Origin of the sequence: Algoriphagus sp. 4150, assembly GCF_031457395.1 — a bacterium.
Classification (GTDB): Bacteria; Bacteroidota; Bacteroidia; order Cytophagales; family Cyclobacteriaceae; genus Algoriphagus.
This window is the reverse complement of the sequence record NZ_JAVDWS010000004.1, coordinates 144,261-165,762: the sequence shown is the minus strand read 5'-3', so window position 1 is coordinate 165,762 and position 21,502 is coordinate 144,261. Positions and strand designations below refer to the sequence as shown.

At 42.4% G+C, this 21,502-nt stretch carries 18 protein-coding genes and 3 tRNA genes; 3 read left to right on the top strand and 18 right to left on the bottom strand.

Annotated elements, in window-relative coordinates:
* Positions 1 to 40: 40 nt before the first annotated feature.
* From J2X69_RS08380 to J2X69_RS08360, 5 genes are all read right to left on the bottom strand, one after another.
* On the bottom strand, positions 41 to 2,272 hold the full coding sequence (locus tag J2X69_RS08380; RefSeq protein WP_310101436.1) for an NADP-dependent isocitrate dehydrogenase: 2,232 nt from the start codon (positions 2,270 to 2,272) through the stop codon (positions 41 to 43).
* A 188-nt stretch (positions 2,273 to 2,460) separates the two neighbouring features.
* Positions 2,461 to 3,258: an amidohydrolase gene (locus tag J2X69_RS08375; RefSeq protein ID WP_310101434.1), complete on the bottom strand. Its 798-nt coding sequence runs from the start codon at positions 3,256 to 3,258 to the stop codon at positions 2,461 to 2,463.
* On the bottom strand, positions 3,255 to 3,809 hold the full coding sequence (gene def, locus J2X69_RS08370; RefSeq protein ID WP_310101432.1) for a peptide deformylase: 555 nt from the start codon (positions 3,807 to 3,809) through the stop codon (positions 3,255 to 3,257). Before def ends, J2X69_RS08375 begins: the two co-directional genes overlap by 4 nt.
* Positions 3,806 to 4,219 (bottom strand): Holliday junction resolvase RuvX, encoded by a 414-nt coding sequence (gene ruvX, locus J2X69_RS08365; protein WP_310101428.1) that lies wholly within the window; start codon positions 4,217 to 4,219, stop codon positions 3,806 to 3,808. The genes def and ruvX overlap by 4 nt, the downstream gene beginning before the upstream one ends.
* Positions 4,219 to 4,977: a hemerythrin domain-containing protein gene (locus J2X69_RS08360; RefSeq protein WP_310101426.1), complete on the bottom strand. Its 759-nt coding sequence runs from the start codon at positions 4,975 to 4,977 to the stop codon at positions 4,219 to 4,221. Before J2X69_RS08360 ends, ruvX begins: the two co-directional genes overlap by 1 nt.
* Before the next feature lie 169 nt (positions 4,978 to 5,146).
* Between J2X69_RS08360 and J2X69_RS08355 the strand changes: the two genes are divergently transcribed.
* Both J2X69_RS08355 and J2X69_RS08350 read left to right on the top strand, forming a co-directional pair.
* Complete coding sequence (locus J2X69_RS08355; protein ID WP_310101423.1) at positions 5,147 to 6,799, top strand: S41 family peptidase; 1,653 nt, start codon at positions 5,147 to 5,149, stop codon at positions 6,797 to 6,799.
* 138 nt (positions 6,800 to 6,937) lie between these two features.
* Positions 6,938 to 7,369, top strand: coding sequence for a VOC family protein (locus J2X69_RS08350; protein WP_310101420.1), 432 nt, complete (start codon positions 6,938 to 6,940; stop codon positions 7,367 to 7,369).
* A 39-nt stretch (positions 7,370 to 7,408) separates the two neighbouring features.
* Here J2X69_RS08350 and J2X69_RS08345 read toward each other — a convergent pair whose 3' ends face one another.
* Positions 7,409 to 9,367, bottom strand: a complete 1,959-nt coding sequence (locus J2X69_RS08345) for a M1 family metallopeptidase (protein ID WP_310101417.1) — start codon at positions 9,365 to 9,367, stop codon at positions 7,409 to 7,411.
* Positions 9,368 to 9,679: 312 nt separating this feature from the next.
* Between J2X69_RS08345 and J2X69_RS08340 the strand changes: the two genes are divergently transcribed.
* Positions 9,680 to 11,506: a TonB-dependent receptor domain-containing protein gene (locus J2X69_RS08340; protein ID WP_310101414.1), complete on the top strand. Its 1,827-nt coding sequence runs from the start codon at positions 9,680 to 9,682 to the stop codon at positions 11,504 to 11,506.
* A gap of 9 nt (positions 11,507 to 11,515) precedes the next feature.
* Here J2X69_RS08340 and J2X69_RS08335 read toward each other — a convergent pair whose 3' ends face one another.
* The 12 genes from J2X69_RS08335 to J2X69_RS08280 all read right to left on the bottom strand — a co-directional run bounded on the left by J2X69_RS08335 (position 11,516) and on the right by J2X69_RS08280 (position 21,486).
* Positions 11,516 to 11,926, bottom strand: a complete 411-nt coding sequence (locus J2X69_RS08335) for a GIY-YIG nuclease family protein (RefSeq protein ID WP_310101411.1) — start codon at positions 11,924 to 11,926, stop codon at positions 11,516 to 11,518.
* Between the two features lie 36 nt (positions 11,927 to 11,962).
* Positions 11,963 to 12,037, bottom strand: a tRNA-Val gene (locus J2X69_RS08330).
* Between the two features lie 42 nt (positions 12,038 to 12,079).
* Positions 12,080 to 12,153: transfer RNA gene (locus J2X69_RS08325), tRNA-Cys, on the bottom strand.
* A 43-nt stretch (positions 12,154 to 12,196) separates the two neighbouring features.
* Positions 12,197 to 12,271: transfer RNA gene (locus J2X69_RS08320), tRNA-Val, on the bottom strand.
* A 462-nt stretch (positions 12,272 to 12,733) separates the two neighbouring features.
* A complete protein-coding gene (locus tag J2X69_RS08315) occupies positions 12,734 to 14,134 on the bottom strand; it encodes a DUF4932 domain-containing protein (RefSeq protein ID WP_310101407.1) in 1,401 nt (466 codons plus the stop codon).
* A 171-nt stretch (positions 14,135 to 14,305) separates the two neighbouring features.
* Positions 14,306 to 16,843, bottom strand: coding sequence for a hypothetical protein (locus J2X69_RS08310; RefSeq protein WP_310101404.1), 2,538 nt, complete (start codon positions 16,841 to 16,843; stop codon positions 14,306 to 14,308).
* Between the two features lie 44 nt (positions 16,844 to 16,887).
* On the bottom strand, positions 16,888 to 17,901 hold the full coding sequence (locus J2X69_RS08305) for a hypothetical protein (protein ID WP_310101400.1): 1,014 nt from the start codon (positions 17,899 to 17,901) through the stop codon (positions 16,888 to 16,890).
* A 21-nt stretch (positions 17,902 to 17,922) separates the two neighbouring features.
* Complete coding sequence (locus tag J2X69_RS08300) at positions 17,923 to 18,378, bottom strand: DUF4268 domain-containing protein (protein WP_310101396.1); 456 nt, start codon at positions 18,376 to 18,378, stop codon at positions 17,923 to 17,925.
* Positions 18,379 to 18,381: 3 nt separating this feature from the next.
* The gene (locus J2X69_RS08295; protein ID WP_310101392.1) at positions 18,382 to 19,245 is read right to left on the bottom strand and encodes a ChaN family lipoprotein; all 864 of its coding nucleotides are present in this window, start codon (positions 19,243 to 19,245) and stop codon (positions 18,382 to 18,384) included.
* Entirely contained in the window at positions 19,238 to 19,603 is a 366-nt protein-coding gene (folB, locus tag J2X69_RS08290; protein WP_192348390.1) for a dihydroneopterin aldolase, read from the bottom strand. Before folB ends, J2X69_RS08295 begins: the two co-directional genes overlap by 8 nt.
* Complete coding sequence (locus tag J2X69_RS08285; protein WP_310101386.1) at positions 19,603 to 20,568, bottom strand: DivIVA domain-containing protein; 966 nt, start codon at positions 20,566 to 20,568, stop codon at positions 19,603 to 19,605. The genes folB and J2X69_RS08285 overlap by 1 nt, the downstream gene beginning before the upstream one ends.
* 3 nt (positions 20,569 to 20,571) lie before the next feature.
* The gene (locus J2X69_RS08280) at positions 20,572 to 21,486 is read right to left on the bottom strand and encodes a WD40 repeat domain-containing protein (protein WP_310101382.1); all 915 of its coding nucleotides are present in this window, start codon (positions 21,484 to 21,486) and stop codon (positions 20,572 to 20,574) included.
* Positions 21,487 to 21,502 lie beyond the last annotated feature (16 nt).

Below are 21,502 nucleotides of genomic sequence, written 5' to 3'. Positions count from 1 at the left end.
CGGGTGAAAACCCGGTTTTTTTTATTGTAAAAATCGATAATTATACCAATTGTGTCAGCACATCATTTAGCGTAGCGCTTGGCCTCATTGCCTGAGATGCCAATGCTGCATCCGGTCTGAAATACCCTCCGATATTCACCGGCACACCTTGAGAGCCATTCAATTCGTCTACAATTGCAATTTCTTTATCAGCCAAGGCCTTTGCAATCGGAGTGAATTTGGCTTTCAATTCCACATCTTTATTTTGCCCGGCAAGCGCTTCCGCCCAGTATAGTGCGATGTAGAAATGACTTCCTCTGTTATCCAATTTACCTACCACTCTTGCAGGAGACTTATCATTTTCCAGCCATTTTCCTGTTGCCTGATCAAGCGTTTCAGCAAGAAGCAAAGCTTTGTCGTTATGGAATGTTTGACCCAAATGCTCTAAAGAAACAGCCAATGCAAGGAATTCTCCCAATGAATCCCAACGCAAGTGACCTTCTGTCACAAACTGCTCCACATGCTTAGGGGCAGATCCACCTGCTCCGGTCTCAAACAACCCTCCGCCGTTCATCAACGGTACGATAGAAAGCATCTTGGCCGAAGTACCCAATTCCAATATCGGGAACAAATCCGTCAAGTAATCTCTCAATACATTCCCTGTGACAGAGATCGTATCCATCCCCTCTTTGATGCGAGCCAAAGAAAGGTTTGTCGCCTCCACAGGTGAAAGTATAGAAATCTCCAATCCCGTCTGGTCATGATCCAACAAGTATTTATTTACTTTTTTGATCAACTCTGCATCATGTGCGCGCTGAGGATCTAACCAGAAGATAGCAGGTGTATTGGAAAGTCTTGCTCTGGTCACGGCCAGCTTTACCCAATCCTGAATAGGTGCATCCTTTGTCTGGCACATTCTCCAGATATCTCCTGCTTCCACCTCATGTGAGAAGATTTCATGTCCTTTTTGATCAAGCACTTTTACAGTACCTGCATAGGGGATTTCGAAAGTTTTATCATGAGAACCATATTCTTCAGCTTTCTGGGCCATCAGACCCACGTTAGGTACAGAACCCATCGTAGATGGATCAAAAGCTCCATGCGTGCGGCAAAAATCAATCGTAGCCTGATAAACCCCTGCATAAGATCTATCCGGAATGATCGCTTTGGTATCTTGAAGTTTACCGGCCTTATTCCACATCTGACCTGAAGTCCTGATCATCGCAGGCATAGAAGCATCGATAATCACATCACTTGGCACATGTAGATTGGTAATCCCCTTGTCGGAATTAACCATAGCCAAGTCCGGACTATCTGCAAGGCAAGCAGCAATATCTGCCTCTACCTCGGTTCTCTTCGGAATAGAAAGTTTATCCAGATTGGAGATCAAGTCTCCGAATCCATTATTCACGTCAATTCCTACCTCGTTGAAGCTAGCAATATGCTTGGCAAAAACCGGCTCAAAGAACACTTTCACCGCATGTCCAAAGATGATAGGATCAGATACCTTCATCATTGTAGCTTTCATATGCAGAGAAAAAAGAACACCTTGGGCCTTCGCTTCGGCTTTTGCTTTTCTTAGAAATGCTGTCAAAGCTGCAATGCTCATGGTGGAAGCATCTATCACTTCACCTGCCTGAATCTTCAAGCCTGATTTAAGGATCTCTTTCCTGCCGTCCGCACCCTGCAATTCAATAGAAACAACAGCCTCATCAGCCATGGTATGGGATTTTTCGCTTCCGTAAAAATCACCTTCCGTCATACTGTCCACATGAGACTTGGAGTCTGCCGACCACTTACCCATAGAATGCGGATGCTTCCGTGCATAAGCTTTCACCGCTTGGGGAGCTCTACGATCTGAGTTTCCTTCACGGAGTACGGGGTTCACTGCAGAACCTTTGATTTTGTCGTATTTACTTTTAATATTTTTTTCCTCTTCAGTTTTTGGCTCTTCCGGATAATCAGGAAGTCCATATCCCTGCGACTGAAGCTCCTTGATCGCAGCTTTTAGCTGAGGAATTGATGCAGAAATATTCGGAAGCTTTACGATGTTGGCTTCTGGAGTTTTGGCAATATCACCCAATTCCGCCAAGGTATCCGGCAGCTGCTGCTCAGGAGTCAGAAACTCTGAGAAGTTGGCGATGATTCTGGCAGAAAGCGAAATATCACGGCTCTCTACCGATACTCCGGCAGATTTGGTAAATGCTTCTACAATGGGCAATAGGGAATACGTGGCCAAAGCCGGAGCTTCATCAGTCAGCGTATAAAGGATTTTTGGAGTTTGGTTACTCATGGTTTTAAGAATTCAAAAAGGCTAGTTACACCCTGAATCTTCAATCGACCATTCTTCGGTCTTACTCATTTACTTTAAAATGGAATGGAAAAAGAGAAACAGGGTCTTAAAATATCGCGGCTAAAATACGGAAAATATCCTTGTTTCAAATTCCGCTCGCATAAAGTACTGACTGTCTGAAAAAAGGATTACTTGACCAAAAAATCATCTGCGTCCATCCACGCCGGAAATTTCTCCCGATAGCCATCCAATGCCTCCGCCTCTAAGGTCACTAGGGTGATTTTCTCGCTTTCTCCCAAAAAACCAAGCTGATTTCCTTTGAAGTCGTAGACGGCAGAATGTCCGTTGTAAGCTATTCCATTCCCATCCTCTGCCACTCTATTCACCCCAATGGAATAAGACAAATTCTCTATAGCCCTTGCCGGCAAAAGCGCATCCCAAGCGGAAACTCTCGCTGCCGGCCATGAAGCAATATAAAAAATAAGATCATAAGCTAATTCCCCATCGATCATCCTATTTCTGGACCAGACAGGAAATCTAAGATCGTAACAAACCTGAGGGCAAATCTTCCAGCCTTGCAAAGTAAAAATTGGCAGTCGCTCTCCCGCAGTAAAAGACTTTTCCTCTTCTGCCATTCTAAACAGATGCCGCTTGTCGTAGTGCTGAATCATTCCGTCAGGACTCACCCAAAGCAAGCGATTGTAAAACTTCCCATCCACTTGGATAATTGCGCTTCCAGTAACGGTGGCATTTTTCTGCTCAGCGATCTGTCGCATCCATTTGCAGACAGTGAGATTCATGGGCTCCGCAAGTTCGGCAGCATCCATGCTAAATCCCGTAGGAAACATTTCCGGCAGAATAATCAAATCCACTCCCTCCTCTACCCCCCAAAGCTTCTCTTCCAGCATAGCCAGATTGGCGACCTTATCTTTCCAATGAAGGTCAGTTTGTACAAGCGCTATGGTGAGTTCGGAAGCTTTGGTCATTTTAATGGGTAAATCATTCGGTAATCAGTGGATACCTTGCCTTTACTTACGTCAATCAACTTGGATTTCACCAATCGTTTCTTCAGACCTTTCAGGTAATCCACAAATAGAATTCCTTCCAAGTGATCGTATTCATGCTGGATCACACGGGCTGTCATTCCGGAGAACTCTTCCTCCTTCAGATTCCAGTTTTCGTCGTAATACTCGATAGTCAACGTCTCCGGACGCGTGATCTCGGCACGAACTTCAGGAATACTCAGACAGCCTTCTTCGAAGCTATAATCATCTCCATATTCATCCAAAATTACCGGATTTATAAAAGCCCGTCTAATCCCGACTTCTTCATCCTCTTCGTCCAGCATCAACGTGCTATCTATCACAAAAAGGCTAATCCCCTGATTGATTTGGGGTGCGGCCAGACCTACACCACTGGCATTATCCATAGTGGCAAACATATTCTTAATCAGCTCATCGAGTGCTGTCCCTTCGGTAATTTCTTCTGCCACTTTCTTCAATATAGGGTTACCGTAGGCAACTATTGGGTAAATCATCGTCTCTCTAAATAGGATTGTAGAATAATTGCCGCACTCACCTTGTCCAAGTTTCCGGCTTTTTCTTTTCTGTCTTTCTTCTTACTTCCCATGGAAATCATGCTCTGCATGGCCATTTTGGAAGTGAACCGCTCATCGACAAGTTCAATTTTTTTATCAGGAAAAGCCTTCGAAAGTCTATCCTTCATGGTAATCACTTTGGGAGTCATCTCATTGTCCTGACCATTCAATCTTGTCGGATAGCCCAGCACAAGCGTATCTACTTCTTCTTTTGCACAGTAGGTGCTTAGATACTCAAGAAGTTTGGAGGTCTCGATGGTTTCCAGAGGATTCGCCAATATTTTCAACGGGTCTGTAACGGCTAGTCCCGTTCTTTTAGTTCCCAGATCAATCGCAAGTATTCTGGGCATCAGTTTTTTCCCATTTTTTTACGAATCTGGCGCAGCGCTTCTCTTTCCAGCTCCACAGCCTTCGGAAAAAGAAGTTCGTCCTCGATTTTCGCGTGGATTTTAAGTTCGTGTTCGAAATTCTGCAGCTCATGGTAGAGCACTCTCATGGTAAGTGGGGCATCCGCCCCTAACGAATAATCCGTGGTCAGTCTTCTGATTCCTTCCATTTCATCCTCATGGATCTCATGCTGATCAGCCAGCAGATGAACAGGATCCCTTTCCAAAATCGTAATTGCGTCCTTCAACGAAAATCTATTTTCCTCGATATCCTGAAGTAACTCAATTCTCTTGAAAAGCCTGCTTTCCTCTTCATGTATATGATGGATAAAATCCTCCACAAATAGCGGAAACATAATCCGAAGATCCGCCATCAAGGATGCGAATTGGGGATCCGGTACTATTCCGGAGATGATATTGGAAAGAAAAGGCAATTCCTGTCGCACGAAATAGTAGTGCTTCTTTTTCAAGTATGCGACCAAAATTTCTATAGGGTTCAGGTAAAGCTCTTCGGTGGAAGGCTCCTTCCGCTGAGCCCATGATTCCAGCTCCGTAATCAACTGACTGGAATGCACTTTGTGTTTCTTGCAAACCAACTCAAGAGACTCCGTAGGATACTGATAAAAGCTGATTCCGAAATAATGCAGCACAGAAGCAAAGACATAGTTTTCAGAAACTAAGTCTCCCACCAGGGCCTTTTCAAAATCATCAACAGTTCGCATCTTGCAAAAATAATTTTTTTTAACAGAAAAAAGGGGAATAAATTGAGCCATTATACCTTCCCCTCGTATAAACATTTGTTAGCTTTATCAAATGACTCCTTAAAAAGAGGGTGAATTTGGGTAGTTTACCGTAACAATAAAGAAATATAACCAACTGAAAGAGAAAGCTGTGAGCGAGACAAAAAACACTAAATCCCAAATCAGACTTCCTATAATTTTGGCCTTGGCCATTTCAGCAGGAATTTGGATTGGGGCAACTTTTGCTGAGCCAAAAGGAAATCAAAATGATCTGAGGGCTGCACTTTACAAGCTCCAGGAAATAATGACCTATGTCAATAGAGACTATGTGGACAGTGTCAATACCAATGAACTGGTGGAATACGGCATCAACAAAATGCTTGAACACTTAGATCCACACTCAAGCTATATCCCTGCTAAGGATGCTTCTTTGGCAAAATCGCAACTGGATGGAGAATTCGATGGGATCGGTGTGGAATTCGGTATCATACGGGATACGATCTATGTGGTGGCTCCGCTGACCGGCGGTCCTTCGGAAGCACTTGGAATCCAGTCGGGTGATCAAATCATCCGGGTAGATGGAGAAAACGTAGCGGGTGTAGGAGTGACTAATCGTGATGTATTCGAAAAACTGCGTGGGCCAAAAGGCTCTGTGGTAGTGGTGGACATGAAGCGCAAAAATCAAAAAGATCTTATAGAATACAAGATAACCCGCGACAAAATCCCTCAATACAGTGTCAACGCCTCCTATATGGTCAATGATGAAATCGGCTACATCAAAGTAACCCGATTTGCCGCTACCACTTATGATGAGTTCAAAGCATCCATTACTGATTTGAAAAGCAAAGGGATGAAAAAACTCGTTATTGACCTTCAGGGAAATCCGGGTGGATACATGGGAGCAGCTATCAATATGGCAGATGAACTATTGGGAGAAAAAGCTTTGATCGTGTCCCAGGAAGGAAAAGTAGAGCAATACAATCAAAAAGCATATGCATTCAAGCCCGGCATATTTGAGGAAGGTTCTGTAATAGTTCTCGTAAATGAAGGTTCTGCATCAGCTTCAGAGATTCTGGCAGGAGCTATTCAAGACAACGACAGAGGATTGATCGTAGGGAGAAGATCCTTCGGAAAAGGTTTGGTTCAAATGCCGATTGATTTGTCTGATGGAGCGGAGTTACGATTGACGATCGCACGATATTTTACGCCTTCCGGAAGATCTATCCAAAAGCCTTATGGAGCCAATTACGAAGCTTATGAAAGAGATTGGGTTGCACGTTTTGAGCATGGCGAATTCTTCTCAGCGGACAGCATTAAATTCAATGACAGCCTGAAGTATGAAACCGTAAAAGGACGTACAGTATACGGCGGCGGCGGAATCATGCCTGATTACTTTGTTCCGTGGGATACTACCATGTCCTCAGCCTATGTGAGCAAGCTTTTCAACTCTGATTCATCTAGAGAATTTATTCTTGACTTTGTGAATGAAAACAAATCCAAATTTGAAAACATGAGCTTAGACCAGTTCTATACAGATTACACTGTGAGTGATGCTATGCTTGAGGAATTAGTAAAATATGGCACGAAAAATAAGGTGGAATTTGATCAGACGGATTTCAACAAGTCTAAAGATTATCTTAAAATCTTGGTAAAAGCGCATCTGGGAAGACAAATCTATGATGACAGCGCCTTCTACAAAGTAGTCAATGACATCAATGAAGTCTATCTCCAAGCCATCAAATTATTTGATGAAGCGGAGAAACTAGCCTTAGCTACTGATCTCCATAAAGAAGAGGAAGAATAGCAGGTAATTCTATAAGTTGAGAACAGGAAAGCATTCGTCCAGACGGATGCTTTCCTGTTTATTCTCTGCATTTATTTTCAATCTATTCTCAAATGCGCTAACATTAAGCTTTCCAATTAATTTATGATCCAAAAATCTATGAAAGCCCTATTCACCTTTATATTGCTAGGAATCACTATGAGTACTTTTGCCCAAATCAAAGTCAATCACATTGCTGTCCATGTAAGTAACCTAAATACCAGTAAGGAATTCTATCAGAAAATAGTCGGTTTGGAAGAAATCGAGGAACCCTTCAAAGATGGGCTACATGCTTGGTATGATATCGGAGGAGGAGCTGCACTCCATATCATCGAAGCACCGAATATTCCTACACAAATCTCCAAAGTGAACCATCTATGCTTCAGCATGCAGGACATGGATGCATTTATCAAAACTCTTCAAGACACAGGTCATCCCTTTGAGAGCTGGCCTGGAGAAAAGGGAAAAATCACTACCCGGGTGGATGGTATCCGCCAAATCTACATTCAGGATCCTGATGGGCTATGGCTTGAAATCAATGATGATTATTGACTAATAAAAAAATCCCGGACTTGCATCCGGGATTTTCTTTTAATCTTCATACACATGTTGTGGCCAGCTATCATTTCCCAGATTCACATCAGGAAGAAGTTTATCCGGATCGATTACTACAGACTTCACTTGCTTATCTGTCTTATGCAAGTAATTCCAAGTATCACCTCGCTGCCAGATTTCTACAGGTAGCATCTTGCGCTCGTTAGTACCGTCTTCATACGTGATTTCCAACTGCACCGGCATAGGCATATCACCTTTATTAGCCAGTACAATAACATAATTGCCTGCATATGGAATAACTGCATTTACAGCCAAGTCAATATTGCCTGTTCCATAGAACCATCCCTGCCAAAACCAAGACAGGTTTTCACCGGCTACATTTTCCATATGATTGAAGAAATCCGTAGGCTGAGGATGCTTGTAAGCCCAGGTTTTGATGTAAGATTTGAATGCATTGTCAAATCGCTCATGCCCCAGGATATATTCTCTTAGCATCAGCAAGCCGAACGCAGGTTTGTTATAAGCCAGCATTCCAAGATTATTGACATCCACTACATCCGGATACGTATCGATTCCTTCTCTGGTCTCGCTGGTGAAAAAATTCACATATCTACGGGTCTGGTTCAGCGTAGAAGGATACTCTCCCTCATTGAATGCCAGCGTACTGTAATGGTTAATAAAGGTATTGAAGCCTTCATCCATCCAGGCATACCGACGCTCGTTGGTACCTACAATCATTGGAAACCAGTTGTGACCGAATTCGTGATCAGTCACTCCCCAAAGCCCCTCGCCCTTGGCATTGTAGCTACAGAAGTTCAATCCCGGATATTCCATTCCTCCTATGTCTGCTGCCACGTTAGTTGCAGTAGCATACGGGAATTCAAACCATTTTTCTGAATAATGCTCTATCGAAGCTTTGCTATATTCGGTTGACCTTGACCAAGCTTCTACCCCATTGGATTCTTTGGGATAAACAGACTGTGCCACGATTTTTTTTCCACTGGGCAGGTTAATTTTCGCTGCATCCCAGATAAATGCCTTAGAAGTAGCAAAAGCCACATCTCGGCTATTTTGGATGGCAAAGTGCCAGGTGACAGTTCCATCTTGCTTAGGTCTGGTCAATTCTGTATTGCCTAATTCGTCCGCAGTAATCAGCATTACCGTAGTATCGCTGTCTTTTGCTTTTGCATAACGATTCTGAAGTTCTTTACTCAAAACTTCTTTTGGATTCAACAGCTCACCGGATCCCACCACGATGTGGTCATAAGGAACAGTCACTTTGTAATCAAAATCCCCGTATTCCAAGTAGAACTCTCCTGCTCCAAGATAAGGCTCCACATTCCAGCCTTCCACATCGTCAAATACGGCTACTTTAGGATACCACTGTGCAAAAGCATAAATCCACCCATCTTCAACTTCCAATCTTCCCATTCTATCCATTCCTTCTACCGGAACTTTGAACGAAAAATCCATAGAAACTGTCGCTGTACCTCCCTTTGCCGGGATTGGTTCGTTAAACCACACCTGCATTCTGGTATCTGACACGATGTGCTTGGTAGACACAGATCCTTTAGCACCGACTTTTGCCTTTAGATTAGTCACATCAAATCCTCCATCCGTATCGCCATTGTATCGATTCCCTTGGATAGGAGTAGTAAGTGTGCCGCGGGAATCTTCAGTAAATCTGTTTTGCTCCATTTGCATCCAGATGAAATCAAGAGTCTCAGGGCTATTGTTGGTATACGTAAGCGTAATAGCTCCGGAAAGTGTGTGCGCCTCTTCGTCCAGCGTCACCGCGATCTGATAATCAGCTTTATTCTGCCAATAACCAATGTTGGGTTTTCCGGAAGCAGATCGGGTATAGGTTCCTTTTCTGTCGATGAATTCACCAAATTCTTTTTGGTTGTTTTCTTTTACTTCTTGAGCAAAAGAATTGCTGATTCCTGCGAGCAATGCTCCGGCAAAAAGCAGCTTAACTATAATTTTCCTGCACATATTATTTATTGATTTAGTCTCAAAAGTAAGTATTGCGATTTTAAGCTCCAGTAAATTTTACAGGAGAGTAAACCCTTTAACGAATATTTAGAAAAGTATCATTATTGGAAAAAGCATATTTTCAGCCCACTTTTGAATTAGTATTACAACCTTTACCCATGAAATCGAGCCTGCCTACCGCCTTTAGGCAGGCATGATCCCGTACCTACGGTAACACACACTGGGATGATTATAATGCATGCGAGATTCTCCCGATCCGCCGCGGCGGATCGGGACAGGCTATGTGGCCATTGAAAGACAAATTATAAACACATGAAAAAACCAGTACTCTTAGTCACTTTTCTGGCATTAATTTTTGCTGCAAATGCCCAAACTGACACTACCACTCAGGATTTAGGTGAAGTGATGATCCAAGAAAACAGGATTCAGCTTCCATTTTCGAAGCAAAGCAGAAACATCTCACTAATCAGCAAACTCCAAATAGAAACCACTCCGGGCCGTAGCCTTCCCGAAGTACTGTCTTTCGTGCCGGGTCTGGATATTCGCCAGCGTGGGGTGACCGGCGTGCAGGCAGATGTAAGTATCCGTGGCGGATCGTTTGAACAGACGCTCATGCTCCTTAATGGCATCAAGCTAAGCGATCCTCAGACCGGGCACCACATGATGAATATCCCTGTTCCGTTGGTGAATATAGATAGAGTGGAAGTATTGAAAGGTCCGGCATCCCGGGTATTCGGCCAAAATGCATATGCAGGAGCTATCAATGTGATTACTGAGCTCAGTGATAGAAAATACGCCAGAATTCAGGGATATGCAGGCGACTTTGGAATGAAGGGGATTAATTTTGCAGGCTCTCTGCCTGTGGGAAACTACAAACAGAACCTTGCCATATCCTACGATGACTCAAATGGCCATTGGTATAACTCAGATTATCAGGTAAGCAATATTTTCTACGAAGGCGGGCTTGACCTGGATGAGAAGAACACCGTAAAAGGTATGATTGCCTACACAGACAGGGATTTTGGAGCGAATGGTTTTTACTCCAGCGCTTTTCCCGATCAATGGGAAAGCATACAAACGACCTTGGCTTCATTAAGTCATACGCTGACACTGAATAAGTTCTATTTGAATACCCGTGGATATTTCCGAAGAAACCGGGATGAATATGTACTCAGACGGAATGAGCCGGAATTCTATAAAAACAACCACACGACAGATGTTTTCGCCTTGGAAGCAAACGGTAATTTTGAAACCGGTCTGGGCACCACCGGATTTGGGATAGAAACCAGAAGAGAATCCATAGAAAGCACCAATCTCGGGGACAGGGAACGTACGCTGACCGGTATATTCCTAGAACAGATGATCAATTTTGGAACGAAAGTGGATTTACGTGCAGGAGTATATTCCAATTACTATACAGGTTATGGATGGAAGCATTTTCCGGGGGCCGAACTGGGCTTTCAAGCAACCAAAGAATTACGGATATATTCCGGCTATGGCATAAGTTTTAGAATCCCAACTTATACCGACCTCTACTATCAAGGCCCAACGAATGTCGGAAACGATCAGCTTGAACCTGAACAAGCGCAGAACTTTGAAATCGGGGCAAAATGGTCTAAATCGGGATTTTTTGCTGAATTGGTCTACTTCAACAGAAACACAGATAATTTGATCGAATGGACTAGACCTGATCAGGGGACTCCCTGGATGCCTCAGAATTTTAATAAAGTGAAATTCAACGGAATTGAAGCGTCTTTAAATTACCGTGTAAATCCGAATGGAAGGGCTCTTCAGATCAAGGAATTTATGGTTGCTTATAATTACATTGATGCAAATCTGATCAATCAACCCGGAATCGAAACACTATACTCTTTCTCAGCTTTAAAAAATCAAGTCATCGGAGGAGTACTTGCAGGTATAGGCCAAAAAATCGAATGGAACACCAAAATGAGGTATTTGGAAAGAATGGGCCAAGATCCTTATTATTTGCTGGATATGCGGGTAGATTATAACCGTGCCGGAAAAGTGGGATTCTTTGCGGAAGCTTCCAATATTACCAACACAGATTACCTAGAAGCAGGCACTGTCCAAATGCCGGGAAGATGGTTTAGGGCAGGCTTTATGCTGAATTTGGAGTAAAAAAAGTAGCTATTCCATACAAAGAGAGACTATTTCATGATTGAGACAGTCTTTTTTTTTGGGCAAAAAAAATCCCGAAGAATTCGGGATTGAATGTGGGAGTTGAGGGATTCGAAACCCCGACCCTTCCGATTGCATCGGAATGCTCTGAGAAAAGCCTGAGCTTAGATATAGGGTTGGATCAATTCGATTATTTTCTTTTTGCTTTTCCAAGCTTTTATTGTTCTTTCCCTTAGGTGGGCAGTTTTTTTTGTCAGGGTACTCTTCGGAATAAACCAGTTTCCAGTCGTTGGATTTGGAGGTGAATCCGCCGTGGTTGGATAGGTGCTTTCTCAGTCTTTTGGCAAGAGTTTCACAGGTATGCCCGATGTAGAATCTGTCGAGTAGGGTAGAGTGCAATATGTAAAAGTAACATGCCATAAAACAAAAAAATCCCGAAGAATTCGGGATTGAATGTGGGAGTTGAGGGATTCGAACCCCCGACCCTCTGCTTGTAAGGCAGATGCTCTGAACCAACTGAGCTAAACTCCCAATAATTTGACAATACTCACTTCAGAGTACAATAATGACATGTGAAAGTTGAGAGGTTCGAAACCCGACTCTTCCGATTGCATCGGAATGCTCTGAACCAACTGAGCTAAACTCCCAAGAGTGATATGCCATTTCCTCGTATGGAAACCTTATTGAATGTGGGAGTTGAGGGATTCGAACCCCCGACCCTCTGCTTGTAAGGCAGATGCTCTGAACCAACTGAGCTAAACTCCCATTGTGTCTCAAATGGAATGCAAAGGTAATTTCTATTTTCTTTTAAGCAAACACATTTTAACCCATCACACCTAATACACTGAAAATGAGAACGAATATTTCAAAAATATTTTCATCCTTACTTGATGGTCTATTAGATATCAAACCTACTTCCTTGAGCCAATGGCAAAATGGACGAATAGTTGAATGTATTTGTCTAGCGACGTATTTGGGCTGTTATAGGCAAGTATCTATTATCCACCAACATCCGCCTCAATGATGGAAAAGAAAACTGCTTATTTTTTAACAAGACCATTTTTGCATACAAACTTTTGATTTCGTCTCATGATTTCTAGGCTATCCTCTTACTCTATCCAACTTTCCTTATGGGTAACTGAAAATTGAATAATAAGATAGCTTATGATTTGCCATAGGTGTTGCGATTTTAGGTCACTTTAAGCCAATTTATACTTTGGAAGAAATCTATTGCTTGGCACACCATGCCAGAATATCAGGATAGAGCTCATATACTTTCTTGGAATTGCCATGCTTTTTGTACAGGGATATAAGTTGTCGGTTGAACGCTTTGAAGTTGTTAAATCTTCTCCCATCGACCATCTGTTCTTCCATCCGTGCAATAAAGGAATAAACTTCATACTCCGGATATGTATCAAGGCAATAAAGAGAAAAGACAGCCCAGGTCATATACTCATTGAAAGTCAGCACGGGCGAGCTGTACAAACCAGAATTTTCGCCCATGGCCCATTTCTCCTTATCCCCAAAAGCGTCGTTGATCTGTTGAGCATACATGTCTGATATAGGATTGACATATCCGTGGTCTATCTCTGTAAAAACCACACGGGAATTCCTCATCTCGTTTAAGAAGTTGTTTTTGGAATCAACCATCTTGGCCGGTGCAACGAACATGGAGATTTGCCTAAAACCGTTGTCCATATATGTTTGAGCCGAGTGTGCTCCATGGACTAATGGAGAAAAAGTGATATGGTAGTAATTGTATTTTTCGGGAAACTGTCCTTCAAGCCATGCCCACATTTTATCCACTGGGTTCAGCGCTTCATACATTTGTTTTAATGAGTCATAGTATTCCGACTGGCTTTTGTAGAACTCCCTGAAGTTGGTCTTCTCTGCAAAATCCATAAACAAGTCCTCGTTTCCCTCTATGGGATCAGGGTTGTTGGAAAAATCCATCTTGTAAATAATGCCTTTGTTCACAATCGAATCTGCATTTGTAAAGTTGTAACCGCAGGCATTCATTTTTAAAGCATAATAATAGTTATAGCTTTCGCCCCCAAGAACTTCAGTGATATTCCTGTTTATGGTTTCCAATAAAGGATGGTTGTTGAAAGGAAGAAAGTGTTCCATCACCTGCCGATAATAAAGCGTGGTCATATCCACAAGGTTTGAATCCTGCTGACCGATTTCGGAGATGGCAACAGCAATATTTACAAGCTCATGCACTTCAGGTACTTCTACATCGAACTTCCCTATATGGGAAGTCACATAGTCATTGTTGAAATTAACATTTTTCCTCAAGCCAATTATTTCAGTGAAAGCTGTATCCTGTTCCGGCAATACTATGGCAAAGCGGATAGTGTCCCCCAAACTAACTTTAAATCCAACAGAATCTTTGTCGGTAACGAACACCACAGATTGGCTTTCACCCAGGGGACATTCCACGAACAATCTGTCCGGATTTAATTCCGGCGTAATTATCCAATTTCTCTCCTCATTCTGCCCGATAGAATAGGTAATTCTATCCACCCCTGACTCAACTATAGTGATTTGATGAGTGTTTTCCTTGACGGAGCAACAGAGAAGCATATAAAACGCTATAGGGGAGAGATATAAAAAAAGCCTTTTCATATGATTATAATTGTTTTTCAGTGGCCATATGGAATCTCGCATAACAGATAATCATCCCAGTGTGTGTTACCGTAGGTACGGGATCATGCCTGCCTACCAGAAGGCAGGCTCGATTTCATGTATAGTTGTTTTTTATTATTTCAAATACTTTCATGGAAAAGCAGCCGGGAATTAAAAATGACTGGTATAATAGTCAAAATACTTGCAATAGGTCTTCACCTCTTCATAAAACGCGGTATGGTCGTAGTCTTTCAGTTTTTTGAAATATTCCCTATAGCGTGTGTTTTTTACTTCCAGGCGTTTGTTATACCGATCTTGATAATTCAAAGATTTCAGATTGTTCAGCTCATCATCATCTTGCGTACTATAAAAGATACCCTGCTCACATTTGGCGGCAGCAAAGAGAATTTGTGCTTTCAATTCATCGTCTTTGGCAAGTTTTAAGGCTTTGTCCAGATGTTCCAAAGGCAAGTGGAAATTGTCGGGAAACCATGACTGGAAGCCGTAGTTTTTGAAATATAATGGGTAGGTTGGTTTCTTTACTACGTACTGACCGCTCCAGCTCAGGTAGTTGCTGTATTTACTTCCATTTCCATTGGAGCTATCAAAAGCCAGAATATGGCGGTAATAGCCAATCGTAGTCGTATTGTAATAGAAATTACCCAGCAAATAATGAGCTTTCGCAGCTTTTTCCCCTTTTTTGTTTGCTGCTTTTTCTAACTGAAGGACAGCTTCTGCAAGCTCACCTTTATTCATCATAGGCTTGATGAATGGAAAATCATCCAGACAATCTAATTCTACTGCTTTTTGGGTTTCACCTATAAGCATGTCTTCCGGGCATTCAAAACACTCGATACGATTGTAACCAAAAATACTTGCGGGTACATTGGCATAGCCGTTGTAAAGTGGTTCGTATTGCTGGGTAGCTGTACTGTAAGAGTCTTTGACCCTTGCGTAGTCGTCCGGCACCAATTCAAACTGTTCCTTTGCCTGCTTGGCTTTCCCTTGGCGCAGCAAAGTATTGCCCTTGACAAAAGCAATGTAAACAGGAAAATCGAAGGTTTTATCAGTGACATATTTCCGAATATTATAGTCATAATGCTTCGGTGTGATAGATGCTACCAAATGTTGCTCCAGTACATTTTTCCCTTTTTTATAATATAATTCCTCTATCGCATCCAAAAGCTCTAAATCAGGGTTGTACTCCAGATTTAGGATGGAGTTTTGCAACAGAAATGCTTTGGCATAATCCTTTTGCAGAACATAGCGATTAGCCAGTACATCTATGATAAAATCGTTAGTAGAAGGCCAATAAGAATCTCTCTCCTCATCTTCAGCATCATTGAAGATTTTGTAACGATTCACTAATATTTCCTCAAACTCAGAGCTGACAATAGGCTGACCAATTATAAGTAACAGCATCTCCAGTTTGTCTTTTTGAGGCTGGTATTTAGTCTGTTTTACTAAGTCCAGCTGGGCTTTGGATGCAGTGTTATTCTTTTGGATGAAATAGAGCCAAGCAGACGTAAGATGCCAGAAGTCAACGTCTTCAATATTCGGATTTTTTATCTGGTTCAATGAAGCCTCAAGCGTTTGCTCTAGAAAAACGATGGACTGGGAGTTTGCTCCCAGAGGAATCCGAAGATCTGCTACACCTTCCCAACAGTTCGGCTTGTCATATGGACAATAATATTCCGTAGGCAAAAAGGAGCGTTCCAGATGGTTGATTGCACGCGCCATTAAGACTTTTGCTTGGGGTGCATTTGGGTCATTGCTGATGATTTTGTCAAAAGCTGCCAATGGATTGTTAAACTCTTTAAACCCCAATAAAAGATATAGTTCGTTTTGTTGATGAGTGGTCGTGGCTTCTTGCAGCAATCTCTCAAAATCAAGATCCATTGTTACCTTCATCGAAGTCAACGCTTGGTCTTTTTTGTTGGCTGTGTGCGTAAAAAACTGAAAAAAATCATGCATGGCCTGCATATGATTGCCCAAACCACGCTCTGCACCGGCTTTGTGATCCAGTGCATAATAGTACATTATAGGGCGATGGTTGAGTACTTCTACGTGGGTTTTGAAATAGTCAAGCGCATCATTAAACTCAAGATTGTAATGGGCAAAGCGCACCAATTGATAGCCATAGCGCAATTTTAGATCCACATCGCTTTCAGCCTTCCAGCTTCGCTCTAGCACCCTAATCACTTGTGCATAATCCAGCTCAGAAACGCTGCGGTCCGGGCGGCTATACCAGCTATATCCCTCCGTGTGTTTTACCGCCATATAAGGCTCTAGGTATTTGGCATAAGAAAGATAAAGCAAGGCTTGCTTGTGCTTCTTTACGAAAGAAGGATTGGCAAATGACAAGGAGTTGTTTTCTATAGGGTTTCCTTTCACAAGGGCATCAATTTCATTCTTGGATGCTGTAAAAACCAACTCGTAGGCTTGTTGGTAAGAAATGTCAAAGTACCGTTGCCAGTCCTGAATATTTTCGTTGTCCGTTGTCGTTTCAGAAGTATAATAAGCTGCATCATACGTCATTAAGAAAGGGAGGTACTGGGGCTCATCAATTGTTTCTTGGGCAAAAAGGTTGTAGTAGTAATAGTCTTCTCCCCAACCTCCGGCACAAAAAGCAACACTGGAAACAGGCTTTTCACCGAACGCAAAAAACACATTTACAAAAAACAGGGGGATAAAAAATATCTTGTTCATCGGTTTTGAAGTTTATGTTTGGGTCTTATCGCAAAGGTCAAAAATTAACCTTTCAAATCATCTATTGAAAATCGCTTTAGAAACAAGCTATCCAAATGATAATAAATAAGGTTGTAAGGTTGTTTTAATTTCTTCCGAAAATACGATTTAGTTTCCCTTAATAATTGTGGACTGATGGTTTCTACTTTAACCGTAAACCCTTTGTTGAGCCACATTCCTCTTACAAAAACATCCTGCTGCACAGTGTAGGTCTCGTTGTTTTTCCTTTCAAAATTTTCATTTTCCAATTCCTGAATGCTTACACCGTTGATCAGTTTTTTTTCGCCCAGATGATTGGTAACTATCGCCCAGGAATAAAGCGGCAACGCAACATCAAAAGGCAAAGGGTACTCGTTGATGGTCTGCAAATAATCTTCAAGCAAAGCCAAATCAAGTATGGAGTTAAGTTCGGTATCTTCCAAAGGGCTTGAAGTCGCATAGGCCATCACATACACTTTGTCCACAGGCGGGATCCCCGTACTTTCCTTATACTTTACTTGATGAAGTCGCAAAGTGCAGCTTATCTCAGTGTTTGAAAGTTGCTTTAAGTGTTCCAAAAAAGCGAAAAAAGCGGATTGTGTACTATTCGTCCAGTCACAATCTATCTGAATTTCATCGTAGTTTACAAGCTTACTTTTTTCGGAAATTTGCCCGATAAGTTGATGTGTATTTACTGCAAGTTGCTTGATTTCTTCTTGAGCTAATCCGGAAAATACCCGATTTGTAATGAACACTACGGGAATGTAAGCAGCATTTAACCCTGTCGTATCAAAAGCATTGATAACACCCACGGGCTCAGGCTGCGCTCCCGGTTTCTTGTCAATGTCAAATAACCTGAGGTATAGTTTCTCTGCTTGAAGTGCTTCAAACGTTTCTTTTTCAAGTTCACCAAGGTGTGCATTACTTTTCCAATAGTAAAAGTGTGTTTGCGGGGCAGAACTCCTATCACAACCATACAAAGTAAGGATAGCCAGCAATGCCCAAAACACACCTATTTTGGAAGGAGAATGAATTTTCATATAATACTGATTAGTAATATTTCAATTCTCGAAACCCGGTTTCACATTCTGCCAAAACTCATCCAACGCGATGATTCTGGGTTTGAGAAAAGAGATGATTTTTGGCCAGTCCTCCGAATCCATCACGTTAACATCTGGAAGAGTTTTTTCGATTTTAGACACCTGCTGCCCAAATTCATTCACCTGATGTAATTTCCAATCCCACTCCTCTCCTATGGTAGATTCAAGCATTTTTTTAAACGTGCCAAATTGATCAAAATACAATTCCTGCAGTTCTTCGTCGGGATGGCCAATTTCTATTCCAATAGACGCAAAATCACGCTCTGCCTTCATCCGAAAATAAATGTTGCGCACTCCGGTCTTATAATTTGGCCAGTTGATTCTTCTCCCTTCCGCATTCGGAATGGGCTTCATGTATTGCCCAAAAGCGATCCAAAATTCCGATCGGATTCTCGATGTTTCAGCTTTACTGTACAAGATTCAATACGTAGTATGGCTGTCACTTGGTAAGACTAGAATGATTTCCCCACTTTTGGCGTTTTCATCATCCAGCTTGTCTAGCTGATCTTGTGTTACGGTATGAATATTCAAAATCTTCACCTTTGGAAACTCCCTTTTCAGATACCAAAGTATCCCTTCACCATCTTTAGAATGATAAGCCCCATTAATGTGATAGATTTGTTTGCCAGCCCGCAAAGGTTCATAAAGTGACTCCGCCATGGTGGCATCCTTCAATGCCTGCGCCTGGATCATAAACTCAGGATTACCCGGTGCCCCGTGCATCATATCCTTCATCGCTACATATCCGGGCAAACTCATGTCCACTTCCACAGGCAGCATGGCAATGTAACTTTTCGCCTGAGAAGAAAGCGAATCCAATCCCCCCAAGCCAGATTTACTGACTAGTGACGCATATTTCCTTGGAACATTTGTCGCAATGAATTTCAGTCCTTTCTCTTTTGCGAAGCGCAAAACAGGACGGTAGTCCATGGCATAATTCTTCCAAAGTTTAGCCTCAGCCTCAAAACTACTTTCAGTAATTTGACCTGAAAACCATTCGTCCAAATTCAACTGATCTTCCCGCTCAAAAATCTCGGACCCCACTACCAAATCCGGATTTTCAGAATGCAACCCTTTCAACACCTGCAGTTGCAACCAATGTCCCAAACTATTGTTGTGAAGCTCTCCAAAGAACACAGCATCAGTGCCCCTTGCTTCTTTGAGCACTTGGCTGAGATTTATCTTTTTGCCTTTACTTGTAAAAAACTGATAAGCTTCTCCCTGGGCTCTCAGTGTTCCGATAGAACCAAGCACCAAGAGGATAGCCAAGAAACAATTACGCATAATCTTCAGGGTATTGAATTTGTACAGAGGAAAAATTTACTAAGCCGCCCAATGCAGGGTGATGTTTTTTGAGTGTCAATCTAATTTTGATGGTTTTCGGATATGCTTCCAAAATATCCGTCACGATCATATGCCCGAGATGCTCCAGCAATTTCACTTTTACATCCATTCTGGCTTTGATCAATTTGTAAAGTTTAGAGTAATCCACCGTAGCACTTAGATCGTCATGTAGCATGGCCTCACGAAAGTCAGTCTCCAGCTCAAGATCTAAAGTGAAGCGGTTGCCAAGCACTGTCTCCTCCGGATAAGCACCGTGATACGCATGAAACTCTATCCCTTCGAGGCTTACCTTTCCCATCAGTCAAACTGGTCAAAAAAGGATCCTGCCTGATTTTTCGGATCTTCCGGGGATTTTGGCTGAGCTGCCTGAGGGGCCACAGTTTCCGAAATCGGTTTTTTCTTCTCCTCTTCGAGTTCCTCTATATCCTCTTCGAGAATCTCGTCTTCCACCTCCATTTTGGTATCCTCCCTTTCCAGCTCCTCTTTTTCTTCTTCATTGATTTCCACTTCCACATCAGGGGTAGAATCGTGATCCTCCAGTTCTAGCTGCTCCTCGATCACTTCCATTTCTGCCAGAGGACTTTCATCAATTTGCTCCGTCACTTCCTCTTCTTCAAATTCATATCCGAGTTTTTCCAGATTTGCAAAAGTATACAGCTGGGATCTGCTCAATTCGTCAATAGCCCTGGCATGCGCCTTGGCATCAATTCTGGAAAAATGAGATTCAGAAAGATCAATTTGATTTAAGGTGTCCTGAGCAATTCTCTTGAGACTCTTCACCATAGATTCTCTTTGCTCAGCAAGGCCTTCATAAGATCTCACAAGTCCCTGCATGCTTTCTCTCAACTCTATGATAGTTTCCTTAGCTTTTGTCTCTGCCGCGCCTATGATAGCCGCAGCTTGCTCCTCAGCCTGCCTCCTTGAATCGGACACTAATTGATCTATATGTTTGGTAGCATTCTCCGCCGTTTCGTTAGCATCTGCTATGATCAAGTCCGCAGCTTCATTTGCTTCTAGGATGATTGCCGCGCCGGTGTCTTCAGCTGTTTTCAATGTCCGGAAAAGTGATTCCTCCACATCTTTCAGGCGCTTTGCCTCTGCCTCGGTATTCTGAAGCTTGGTCTTAAGCTCCATATTTTCCTTGTGAAGGGCGTCCACTACTTCACTTATTTCATCCAAAAATAAGGTTACATCTCTTTTTTCATATCCCCTGAATCCAAGTTCAAAGGTTTTTTGCCGGATGGCTGCTGGTGTGATCTTCATAAGTTAATTCGCTTCAATTTGCCAAATAGAAATAGTACGGTCATCAGACACCGAAATTACATTGCCTTGATAGCTACTCCAAACCACTTTGTTTATGGAAGTACCATGGCCTGCATTTCTTGCCTTATCGATGACCTTGAGGAGTTTTTTCTCCACTACATCCCAAACCTTGATTGATTTGTCCATGGAGCAGGTGACTAGGAGGTTTCCGTCCTCCTTGAAATATAAATAATTAATGGCATACATATGTGCCACAATGTTTTCTTGTAAAGAATAGCTGCCCGTTTCCCAAAACTTCAACCGCGCATCCCTGCCTGCACTGACCAGCATGGACTCATCGGGAGAATAAGAGAGCGCAAAGACTGAGTTGGTATGACCGGTCAAATTAGCAATAGGCAGGAAATCATCCGTTAAATCCAGTATTTTCACGGTGTGATCGCTCAACCCTACTGCCAGCTGCCTTCTATCCTTCGCCAAGGACATAACACGGATACTTTTCGCGCTCAGCTTGATATGTTTTTTAATGCTTTTAGAATTGATATCCACTACAATCAGTACGCCGTCTCCTGTACCGATATAGGCCTCATCCCCAAAAATCTTGATATCAAAGATTGCCTGGTCTGTCAGCTTCAGCGACCAGACTTCTTTACTTTCAGTCAAGTCTATTACGTGGATTCCTTCAAAATTGTGCCCGATGAAAAGTAAATTTCTGAGAGAGTCAATTGCCAGGGCATAGACTGAGTGCGGAAGCCGTGCGATCAATTTCCCGTCCTGAGGATGATCCAAATCCCACTCCACTACCATGCCATCTCCTGCACCGGTGTAAAAAAATCGGGGATCACAGCCTTCTGTCAATGCATAGATACAGTCATTGTGCCCTGTTAGTGTTTGTAATTTATTAACTTCTATTTTTGACATATATTGGACGGAGACT